Raw genomic sequence first — 8,912 nt, forward strand, 5'->3', positions numbered from 1 at the left:
GGGCGCCCTCATTCACGTACGCACGCGTACCTTCGCTGCTCTATCTGATCAGCCGGTCTACCTGATCAGCCGGCGAGCAGCTTCTTGACCACGGCGGCGACGCGGCCGCCCTCAGCCAGGCCCGCGACCTTCGGGTTCACGATCTTCATGACCTGGCCCATGGCACGCGGCCCCTCGGCGCCGGCGGCCTTGGCCTCCTCGACGGCCTGGGCGACGATCGCCTGGAGCTCGTCCTCGGAGAGCTGCTTCGGCAGGTACTCGGCGAGGATCTCGCCCTCCGCCTTCTCCTTCTCTGCCTGCTCGGCGCGGCCGCCGTTGGCGAAGGCCTCCGCGGCCTCACGGCGCTTCTTCGCCTCGCGGGCGATCACCTTCTGCACCTCGTCGTCGGAGAGCTCGCGGGCCGTCTTGCCCGCGACCTCCTCCTTCGTGATGGCGGTGAGGGTCAGTCGGAGCGTCGAGGAGCGCAGCTCGTCACGCCCCCTGATCGCGGCGGTGAGATCTTCCTGGAGCTTCGACTTGAGCGTGGTCATGCGGTGATTGTCGCAGGTGCGTACGGCCCGACGCCCGCTGATTTAAGGGGCCTTCGGGTCTGACACGATGGGTGGATGCGCGCGCGATACGCAGTACCTCTGGGAATTTCGGCGACGGCCGCCGCCGGTCTGGTCTACTCGGTGGGCATCGAGCCCCGCCTCTTCCGACTGCGACGGGTCACGGTTCCGGTCCTTCCGCCGGGGATGCGGCCGCTCAGAGTCCTCCAGGTCTCGGACATCCACATGGTGTCCGGGCAACGCAAGAAGCAGCGCTGGCTGCGCTCGCTCGCCGGCCTTCGCCCCGACTTCGTGATCAACACCGGGGACAACCTCTCCGACCCGGAGGGCGTGCCGGAGACGCTGGACGCGCTCGGCCCGCTGATGCAGTTCCCCGGGGCGTACGTCTTCGGCTCGAACGACTATTACGGCCCCAAGCCGCGCAACCCCGCCCGCTACCTGGTCGAGAGGTCGCAGGGCAAGCACGGCCTGAACGGGAACCCGCCCGCCGTCGGCGTGATCCACAACCCGTGGGAGGACCTGCGCGACGGCTTCGACGCGGCGGGCTGGGTGAACCTGACGAACACGCGGGGCGCGCTGAAGGTCGAGGGCTACGAGATCGGCCTCACCGGCCTGGACGACCCGCACATCAAGCGCGACCGGTACGCGCAGGTGGCGGGCGGTCCCGACGCGGGCGCCGACTTCTCGATGGGCATCGTGCACGCCCCGTACCTGCGCTCCCTGGACTCTTTCGCGGCCGACGGCTACCCCCTGATCCTGGCGGGGCACACCCACGGCGGCCAACTGTGCATCCCCTTCTACGGAGCGCTGGTCACCAACTGCGACCTGGACGCGAAGCGCGTCAAGGGCCTGTCGTCGCACGAGTCGGAGGGCAACACGTCGTACCTCCACGTCTCAGCAGGCTGCGGCGCGAACCGCTACACCCCGATGCGCTTCGCGTGCCCCCCTGAGGCGACACTGCTGACGCTGACTGCGCGGGGCTGAGGGGCGCGGGGCCTGGGGGCTGGCCCTTGGGCTCCAGTGGCTCCAGTACGGGATCGCCCAGATCTCCCGGATCCCCCGGATCCCGGAGCCCGGAGCCCCCGGGGTCGCGAAAACCGGATTTCGTCTCCGGGCGCCGGTCCGCTAAAGTAATCGATGTCGCCACGACCTGCGCAGCGGGCCAGTGGAGCAACGACATCGGGGTGTAGCGCAGCTTGGCAGCGCGCTTCGTTCGGGACGAAGAGGTCGTGGGTTCAAATCCCGCCACCCCGACAGCTGAAACACCAGGTCAGGGCCAGCTCCTTCAATTGAGGGAGCTGGCCCTGACTCGTTGTGTGGCCTGCTGGGGAGTAAACGGGGAGTGGATCAAGGAAACTCACTCCCCTAACGTCACCCCTGACGCGCTCCCAGCAAGACATCGAGCGCATGCACCGGAGATCGCGGATGCAGCGAGGTCAGATCGCTGATGAGACGTCTGGCCGACCGCGCCTACGGGTGCGTGTCCGTGATCGCGATGACCTCGTCGAGGCTGTACAGGGCGGCCTGCAGGTCGTCGACCTTGGCCTGGATGCGCTCGCGCTCGGCTCGCAGCATGGCTCGTTGCTCGGCGTCGGTGTGCCCGGAGTCCCAGCACGGAAGGAGTTCCGCGATCCTTCGGCTGGTCAGGCCGGCGGCGAACATCTGCTGGAAGAAGCGCACCAGGGGGATGGCGTCCTGCCGGTACAGGCGCTGGCCGGACGGGCTGCGCTCCGCGATGAGCAGCCCTTGCTGCTCGTAGTAGCGCACGGCGCGCACTGAGACGCCGGCGCCTCGTGCCACCTCGCCGATGCGGATCAACCGCTCGGCTGCGGCCACTGTGACGGTCATGGTGATTCCTCTCACCCCTGGCCCTGAGGACCAGCACTTGCCTCTGACGTTAGCGTCAGGTTTTAGCGTACCGGCCATGGACATCAACAACTCAGTTGCCCTTGTCACCGGAGCCAACCGCGGCCTGGGCCGCGCCTTCGCCCAGCGCCTGCTCGAACGGGGCGCCCGCACGGTCTACGCTACGGCCCGCCGACCGGAGACCGTGAACCTGCCCGGGGTCGAGGTGCTGCCCCTCGACATCACCGATCCCGCATCCGTGAGGGCCGCAGCCGAGGCCGCCCCGGACGTCTCGCTGCTCATCAACAACGCGGGGATCCAGACGGGGACCGACCTGGTGACCGGTTCGCTGGACGCGGTGCGGCACGAGCTGGAGACCAACATGTTCGGCCACCTGGGAATGATCCGGGAGTTCGCGTCGGCGCTCGCCAGGAACGGCGGGGGCGCGATCGTCAACGTCCTCTCCGCCATGTCGTGGTTCGGGGGCGCGGGCGCCAATGCCTACCACCTGACCAAGGCCGCCGCCTGGGCCATGACCAACGGCGTCCGCCTGGAACTCGCCGAGCAGGGCACGCTCGTCACAGCGGTGCACCTCGGCCTGGCCGACACCGACATGGCGGCGGGCTGGCCCGTGGACAAGATCGCGCCGTCGGACCTGGCCGACGCGGCGCTCGACGGTGTCGAGGCGGGCTCCGCCGAGGTCCTCGCCGACCAGTGGAGTCGGGACATCAAGTCCCGGCTGCCGCTGACGCCGGAAGAGTTCAACGCCGCAATGGACCGCGCCCTGGCGGCGCTGACGGCGGCTTGAGGGGCCCCTCGGGCCGCACGGACTTCGGTCGGCTGCTTCTCCATCGGCCTCTCGAACTCCTCTGCTTGAGAACGTTGAGGTTGTCCCAGACCAGGACGATCGGGCCGCCGAACTGCTGGTGGGCGGCGATCAGCAGGTACCGGTAGGCGCGCCAGGAGAAGCTCATGCGCCCGTCGCGTCGGCCGTCGTCTCTGCGTGGCCGGTAGATCAGCCTTGAGCGGTGGCCGGGCTTGTCCAGGTTCCGTGCGTCGGGCGGAGCGCAACGCCGTGGCCTCCTCTACCGCTGTCTCGGCAGCGCGGTTGGCGCTGTGCGGCGACGGGACGGTGGAGGCCCGGATGCTCGGCGACGGGGCGGTGAGGCCCGGATGCTCGGCGACGGGGCGGTGGGGCCCGGATGCTCGGCGACGGGGCGAGGCCCGGTTCGGCGCACAGGGGCCGAACCGGGCCAGCGCCGGGGCGGACGCTGCCGTTCGGCCCGTAGCGCGCGTCGTCGAGCTGCCCCCCACCGTCCGGCAGCGGTGTGGCGTCAGGCCTTGCGGCTGTCGAAACGGGCCTCGCTGGTCAGCAATGCGCCGAGATCGGCGCCCGGCGCGTACTCGACAGGCTCGGCACCGGCGGTGAACAGCCGGGCCCCCGCCGCGATTCCGCCGAGCGTCAGCGCGTCACCGTCCCGTCGGAGCCAGGTGCCCTCGCGCAGCCCGAGGACAGGCACGTCGTTCTCCTCCAGGAACTGCGTCAGCCGCTCCTCGCGGGTCTCGCCCATGTGCGTCCCTGCGGGGTCGGGGTCGAGGTAGTGCGGGTTGATCTGGAAGGGGACCAGGCCGAGCGAGGCGAAGGACGCGGGCTCGACGATCGGCATGTCATTGGTCGTACGCAGGGTCGGGCAGGCCATGTTGGTGCCCGCGCTCGACCCCATATAGGGCGCGCCCGCGCGCACCCGCCGCGCGATCGCGTCCACAAGGCCGCCGCGCTGGAGCGCGGAGAGCAGCCGGAAGCTGTTGCCCCCGCCGATGAAGATCGCCTGGGCTTCCGCAGCCGCCGTGCGCGGGTCGTCCGCCGTGTGTATGCCGCGCACCCGCAGGCCGAGCTCCGCCATGAAGGCGGCGACCTTCGCGGTGTAGCCGTCGTGGTCGGCCAGCGCATACGGAACGAACAACAGCTCCTGGATGCCAGACAGTTGATCTGCTATGACCTCGCGAGCGTGGTCGAGGTACGCGCGTCCCGGCGCGGCGGAGTTGGACAGCAGAAGCAGCTTCATGGGTGGTTCAGCCTTTCTGGGGGGATGTGCGGGGGGCCGGCGGGGTGGTGCCGGGGCGGCGGCCCCGCACCTGGCGCGGGGTGAGCAGCTCACCGAGGGACTCCCCGACGGAGTACAGGGTCGCGAGCAACTCGTCCCTTCTGCCGTCGAGTTGCTCGTGCGGTCCGACGAGCGTGAGCGAACCGACCGGCTGCGAGCGCACCATCACCGGCACCGCGAGGCCGGCCGTCGCCGGGTCGTACTCACCCTGCGAGTAGGCGAAGCCGTCCGATGGCACCCGGCACATCAGTGCCTCCAGTTCCGCCGGGTCCGTCACGGTCAGCTCGCTGAAGCTGGCCATGGGCCGCCCGTAGAGCAGCGCGGCGCGCGTCCCGGGCGCGAGCATCCCGAAGTACGCACGCGAGGTGGCGCCCGCGTGCCCCGGATACAGCTCGCCCGTCAGCCGGTAGGCGCGCAGCGGCCCGGAGGTGCCGTCGGCCGATTCGACGCAGCGCAGATGCGTCCCGTCCGGTACGGCGAACAGCGCGGTCACTCCGCTTGCCGCCGCCAGCTGGCGCAGACCGGGCCGGACGAGGCCGGCCATCCCGCTGTGCCGCTCCCAGGCGGTGGCCATGTGCCAGACGGCGGGGCCCAGCCGGTAGCGGCGGGTCACGGCGTCGGACACCAGGAAGCCGCGGTGCGCGAGGGAGGCAAGGAGCCGCTGGGCCACCGACTTGTCCCAGCCGAACTCCGCCGCCAGGTCGGTCACGCCCCACTCCTCTCTGTCGTGGGAGAAGGCGAGCAGGACCAGCAGCGCTCGGTCCGCGGTCTGAAGTGGTGCTCCTCGATCGGTCGTCACCACCGCACCCTATCCATCTCGGATCAGCAGATTCCTATATTGGATTTGCTTTCTCGCATATAGGGAAATAGTTGCATCCTGAAGGGTCCCGGAGAGAGCGTGTGCGAATCCGCACCGCCTCGCACCAGGGAGCCACCGTGCTCAAGCACGTACTCGACGTCATCGAACTCCTCGACCGCCCCCAGGCCGACGGACACACGCTCGCCGCCCATCTGCGGGGCGTGCTCGGCCGTGCGGCGAAGGAGGCGGACCACCCCGCGCCCGCCACCGTGTTCGAGCAGGTCGAGGTGTCGGTGACCCGCGTGGAGGGCCCCAAGGGCGGCACGGACTTCGTCAAGGTCGTCGTTCCCGGCAGCGAGGGGGCCCGCTCCGGTGGCGGCGCCCCCACCCTCGGCATCCTCGGCCGCCTCGGCGGCGTCGGTGCCCGCCCCGAGCGCACCGGCATCGTCTCCGACGCGGACGGCGCCGTCGCCGCCCTCTCGGCCGCCGCCAAGCTCCTCGACATGTACGGGCGCGGCGACGTCCTCCAGGGTGACGTGATCCTCAGTACTCATGTATGCCCCGACGCGCCGACCCGGCCGCACGACCCCGTGCCGTTCATGGACTCGCCGGTCTCGACCCTGGACTGCAACCGCCAGGAGATCGACGAGGCCATGGACGCCGTCGTCTCCATCGACACCACCAAGGGCAACCGGCTTCTCAACCACCGGGGCGTCGCCCTGTCGCCGACGGTCAAGGAGGGCTGGATCCTGCGGGTCAGCGACGACCTGCTCGACGTCCTGGAGACCGTCACGGGCGAGGCCGCACGCGTGCTGCCCATCACCACGCAGGACATCACCCCGTACGGCAACGGGGTGCACCACATCAACTCGATCATGCAGCCCTGCGTGGCCACCTCCGCACCCGTCGTGGGCCTCGCCCTGACGGCCCAGTCCGCCGTCGCGGGCTGCGCCACGGGCGCCAGCCACGAGAGCGACATCGCCGCGGCAGGTCGCTTCGCCATCGAGGCCGCCAAGGAGTACGGACGAGGAGTCGTCCGTTTCCACGACCCGGAGGAGTACGAGCGCCTCATAGCCCTCTATGGCCCGATGACGCGCCTTCAGTCGACCGCCGGAGCCACCGAGGACTGAGACGTCCCAGCCGGCAGGTCCCACCTGAGCACGGAGCCCCCATGAGCAACACATCATCTCCGGCGGCAGAAGCCGCGCAGGCCCGGTCACATCCCAGAGCCCTGGAGCCCGTCACGCTGATCGTGACGGTGCTCCTCAGCGTGCTCGGCGCGGTCATCGGCCTTGTGCTGATCACCTCTCTGGGCATCGCGCCCAACACCTCGGTGATCGGCGCGCTGATCGCCATGCTCATCGGGCGCATCCCGTTCTCCGCATTGGCGAGGATGCGCGATCCGCACCGGCAGAACCTTGTCCAGTCCGCGATCTCCGGCTCCACGTTCGCCGCCGCGAACTCACTGGTCACCCCGATCGCCGTCCCGTTCCTGCTCGGCAAGCCCGGCCTCGTGTGGCCGATGCTCGGCGGCGCGGTCGTCGGGCTGCTCGTCGACAGCTGGGTCCTCTACCGGGTCTTCGACTCGAAGCTGCTCCCCGCATCGGCGTCCTGGCCCGCCGGCATCGCGGCGGCCGAGACGATCAAGGCGGGTGACGAGGGCGGACGCAAGGCCCGGCTGCTGGGGATCAGCGCGGTCGTCGGCGTCGTCGGCTCCCTCTTCAAGCTGCCGATGAGCGCGGCGGGCGTCGCCTTCCTCGGCAACATCTGGGCGCTGCTGATGTTCGGCGTCGGTCTGCTGGTCGCGCAGTACGCGCCGAGCCTCCTCCACGTCGACCTGGGCGCGAACTACGTACCGCACGGAGTCATGATCGGAGCCGGTCTCGTCGCGCTGCTGCAGGCGGTCCTTATGATGCGGGACCGCAAGTCGGGCTCCCGGGCCGCAGCAGCCCAGCGCCCCCCGGCGGAGGCGGACGTCTTCGACGAGGAGACCCGTACGGTCGACAGGGGCCGCCTGCGGCGCGGACTCCTTGAGGGCTTCGTCCTGTTCCTGGTGGGCGCCCTGCTCATCGCCCTGATGGGTGGTGTCGCCGCCGACATGGGCGGGTGGGGCCTCGTGGGATGGGTGCTGCTTGCCGGCGTGGCCGCGCTCATCCACCAGCTCATCGTGGGCCTTGCCGCGATGCACTCGGGCTGGTTCCCCGCCTTCGCGGTCACGCTGATCTTCCTGATCCTGGGTCTCGTCCTCGGCATCCCGATGGTGCCGCTCGCCCTGCTGGTGGGGTACGCCGCCTCCACGGGACCGGCTTTCGCGGACGTCGGCTTCGACTTCAAGGCAGGGTGGCTGCTGCGTAAGGGGGCCCTGCCGTGGCACCCGTACGAAATGGCGGGACGGCGCCAGCAGTACATCGCGCAGCTCGTCGGGTTCGCCGTGGCCATCGTGGTCGTCATGATCGCCTGGAAGCCGTTCTTCTCGGACGGCCGGGTGCCCCCCGTCGCCCAGGTGTACGTCGACACGATCAAGGCGGGCCTGACCGACACGCACGCGCTGACGATGATGGCGCTGTGGGCGATTCCCGGCGCGCTGATCCAGTTCTTCGGCGGCTCCTCCCGCCAGATGGGCGTGCTCCTGGCGACCGGCCTCCTCGTCGCCACCCCACAGGCCGGGTGGCTGGTGCTGGGCGCCCTCGCCGTCCGGGTCGCGTACTCCCGCTGGAAGGCACGCGGCAGCGAGGGCCCGTCGGCGAAGGCGAGCACGCAGCCCGACGCGGACAACGACCTTGCCCTGGTCGGCGCCGGGTTGGTGGCGGGCAGTTCCCTGAACGACGTGAGCCAGATCTACAAGGTTCTGTGAGACAAGGAGACGGTAAAGGTATGGGGACGACAGGGCTCGGAATGGTGACCATCGGGCAGGCCCCCAGGGCCGACCTGGCGGGTGACGTCGAGCCGTGGCTGAGCGGCCTGGAACGGTACGAGCACGGGGCTCTCGACGAGGACGTGTTCGATGACGTCTTCGAGGGCGGGGCAGGGGAGGCGACGCGCGCCGCGCTGGCCCCCGAACCGGGTGAACCACCGCTCATCTCGCGGCTGCGGGACGGTACCTCCGTCCTCCTTGGCCACCGCGCGCTCGCCCCACGCATGCGGGACGCCGTCGCCCGGTGCGAGGCGGACGGCGCGGCGGTGACGCTGCTGCTGTGTACGGGCAACTTCCCGCCCGTACCCGCGAGCCGCCCCCTCCTGTACGCCGAACCCCTCGTCCAGCAGGGCGTGCGTGCCCTCACCGGTGACGATCCCGTCGGCATCGTCTGTCCGCTGGCCGCCCAGCGGGAGGACGTGGAGCGACGCTGGTCGGTACTGCTGCCGGGCCGCGTGCGCGCGGAGCCTGGCGACCCGTACGCACCGGACGCGCACACGCAGGCAGCGGCGGCGGCCCGCCGCCTCGCCGAGGCCGGCAGCCGCTGGATCGTCCTGGACTGCATCGGCTACACGGAGTCGATGCGCCGCGCGGCGGCCGAGGCGGCGGGCCGTCCCGTCCTGCTGGCCCGTGCCCTCGCGATCCGGTTGGCGGCCGAGGCCGCCCGCGGGGCGGCGTCCGCGGGAGCCGCCCCGCGGGAC

9 protein-coding genes, 1 tRNA gene and 1 pseudogene are annotated in these 8,912 nt (G+C 70.6%); 6 read left to right on the top strand and 5 right to left on the bottom strand.

Annotated elements, in window-relative coordinates:
- Nucleotides 1–65: 65 nt before the first annotated feature.
- Nucleotides 66–530 carry a GatB/YqeY domain-containing protein gene (locus ACFQ7F_RS43885; protein ID WP_383284688.1) on the bottom strand — a complete coding sequence of 155 codons (465 nt, stop codon included), beginning with the start codon at nucleotides 528–530 and terminating at the stop codon, nucleotides 66–68.
- A 75-nt stretch (nucleotides 531–605) separates the two neighbouring features.
- Between ACFQ7F_RS43885 and ACFQ7F_RS43890 the strand changes: the two genes are divergently transcribed.
- Entirely contained in the window at nucleotides 606–1,532 is a 927-nt protein-coding gene (locus tag ACFQ7F_RS43890) for a metallophosphoesterase (protein WP_383284691.1), read from the top strand.
- A 196-nt stretch (nucleotides 1,533–1,728) separates the two neighbouring features.
- A tRNA-Pro gene (locus ACFQ7F_RS43895) sits at nucleotides 1,729–1,802 on the top strand.
- Between the two features lie 216 nt (nucleotides 1,803–2,018).
- On the opposite strand, the gene ACFQ7F_RS43900 is transcribed toward ACFQ7F_RS43895, so the two are convergent.
- Complete coding sequence (locus tag ACFQ7F_RS43900; RefSeq protein WP_383284694.1) at nucleotides 2,019–2,396, bottom strand: MerR family DNA-binding transcriptional regulator; 378 nt, start codon at nucleotides 2,394–2,396, stop codon at nucleotides 2,019–2,021.
- 76 nt (nucleotides 2,397–2,472) lie between these two features.
- Between ACFQ7F_RS43900 and ACFQ7F_RS43905 the strand changes: the two genes are divergently transcribed.
- Entirely contained in the window at nucleotides 2,473–3,201 is a 729-nt protein-coding gene (locus tag ACFQ7F_RS43905) for an SDR family oxidoreductase (RefSeq protein WP_383284697.1), read from the top strand.
- A 49-nt stretch (nucleotides 3,202–3,250) separates the two neighbouring features.
- Here the strand turns inward: ACFQ7F_RS43905 and ACFQ7F_RS43910 are convergent.
- The 3 genes and pseudogenes from ACFQ7F_RS43910 to ACFQ7F_RS43920 all read right to left on the bottom strand — a co-directional run.
- Nucleotides 3,251–3,439: pseudogene (locus ACFQ7F_RS43910) on the bottom strand (IS630 family transposase); the annotation flags it as partial.
- Between the two features lie 288 nt (nucleotides 3,440–3,727).
- Entirely contained in the window at nucleotides 3,728–4,459 is a 732-nt protein-coding gene (gene pepE / locus ACFQ7F_RS43915; protein WP_383284700.1) for a dipeptidase PepE, read from the bottom strand.
- Between the two features lie 7 nt (nucleotides 4,460–4,466).
- Nucleotides 4,467–5,297, bottom strand: a complete 831-nt coding sequence (locus ACFQ7F_RS43920) for an IclR family transcriptional regulator (protein ID WP_383284703.1) — start codon at nucleotides 5,295–5,297, stop codon at nucleotides 4,467–4,469.
- A gap of 137 nt (nucleotides 5,298–5,434) precedes the next feature.
- Here ACFQ7F_RS43920 and ACFQ7F_RS43925 point away from each other — a divergent pair, with 137 nt between their 5' ends.
- From ACFQ7F_RS43925 to ACFQ7F_RS43935, 3 genes are all read left to right on the top strand, one after another.
- On the top strand, nucleotides 5,435–6,427 hold the full coding sequence (locus tag ACFQ7F_RS43925) for a DUF1177 domain-containing protein (RefSeq protein WP_383284712.1): 993 nt from the start codon (nucleotides 5,435–5,437) through the stop codon (nucleotides 6,425–6,427).
- A gap of 41 nt (nucleotides 6,428–6,468) precedes the next feature.
- Nucleotides 6,469–8,151, top strand: a complete 1,683-nt coding sequence (locus tag ACFQ7F_RS43930) for an OPT/YSL family transporter (RefSeq protein ID WP_383284706.1) — start codon at nucleotides 6,469–6,471, stop codon at nucleotides 8,149–8,151.
- 20 nt (nucleotides 8,152–8,171) lie between these two features.
- Nucleotides 8,172–8,912: AroM family protein (locus tag ACFQ7F_RS43935; RefSeq protein WP_383284709.1), on the top strand; the 741-nt coding region annotated here is incomplete at its 3' end.

Source organism: Streptomyces sp. NPDC056486 (assembly GCF_042795295.1).
GTDB lineage: Bacteria > Actinomycetota > Actinomycetes > Streptomycetales > Streptomycetaceae > Streptomyces.